Here is a 1,405-nt window from a genome sequence, read left to right on the forward strand (position 1 = left end):
GTCTTGACTCACCAAACCAACATTTGCCAACAAATCATCAGGTGATATGTCCTGTACCGACTTACCTCCCATGAGGATGTCTCCTTTGGAGGGCTTAAGCATACCCATGAGTGCATTTACTAGGGTTGTCTTTCCCGATCCGCTGGGCCCGACAATACCAATCATCTGCCCGGGACCAAAAGTGAGATTGATGTTTTTAAGAGCTAAAGAATCAGCTTTTGGATACTGGATAGCAAGATTCCTAATGGAAACGCTGGAAATCTCGAGGTAGGTATCGGCAACCGAATTTTTCTGCTTGGGCTGTGCGCTAGAAATAAACTTTCGATATATATCAATTGCGTTTGACCCCGCTGCCATCGAGCTAAGGTCGCTTCCCATCGAGCCAAGCGAGACTATAGCCGAGGTAATACCTATAACAGCTCCAGCAAGAGCACCGGGAGCCGGCACCGAGGCCGCTAGAAAAATAAGGGCTAAAGCTAGCAATGCAGCGCTTATAAAACCAACAATTGTATATATTCTGAGGATGTAACGAGCTAGGCCAATTTCCTCCTCACCGGATTTTTTCCGTTCTTGATTAGCACGATGCGCAAAGAACGACCGAGCATTAAGAATTGCAAGCTCACGAGCAGTAGTTATTTGTGCAATCTGGTTAGTGCTATGCCACGCGTTGTAGCTATATGAATATATTTTTTCCATTGCCTCAGCATTCTTACTCGAATAGAGATGTGACATCAAGGCAACAGGAATCATGCCTGCAAGCATGCAGAGTGAAGCATATACATTGATCTTTCCTACAGAATAGCTAAGAGCTCCCGTCGAAAAAATGATGAATATCAGAGCACCCATAGTGGAAACTTGAGACCCCAGGCTCCCCCCTGTCACAGCTTCATGAGCTGCCCTTGATGAGCGAGCATAATCACCGCTCGCGATTTCCTGAGAGGAACAAGTCGCCAGACGAGAAGATACGTTCTGAATACCCGTACTTGACATTCGAGAATTTAGAATCATACGCAGAGAGTCTGATGCTTGCCCCAGGGCAATGTATCCTGCCAGCACAAAACTAACCCCCAGGGCTAGCGGGAGCACTTCATCCTGGCTCTGACCCAAATGCTCAACAAGTCTAGTGACAGCCTCCATCTGCAGAGCAGGGAATAGTGATAGGCACACAACAGACGCTAGATAGGAGACGGTCCATACGGGGTGATTTCTGAAAGCATAAACCACGGACCAAACAGTATTAGCCATAATCTTACGCATCTTCATAGTCCCTTTCAGCGGAAGTTTTGCGCCCTGCAGAATCTTCAGAGATCTGATTTTTGAAAATTTCCATAAACTTTCCCTCTGCCTTCAGTAGCTCCCGGTAGGTTCCTTGTTCCACCACACACCCACCATCCAACACCACCAC

General features: G+C 47.0%; 1 protein-coding gene. It reads right to left on the reverse strand.

What is annotated here, in order from left to right; translation table 11 throughout:
* On the reverse strand, positions 1-1,257 hold a 1,257-nt coding region (locus HMPREF2836_RS09270; RefSeq protein WP_210394345.1), incomplete at its 3' end, for an ATP-binding cassette domain-containing protein.
* Positions 1,258-1,405 lie beyond the last annotated feature (148 nt).

It is taken from the genome of Rothia sp. HMSC065C12 (assembly GCF_001812085.1).
GTDB classification, from domain to species: domain Bacteria; phylum Actinomycetota; class Actinomycetes; order Actinomycetales; family Micrococcaceae; genus Rothia; species Rothia mucilaginosa.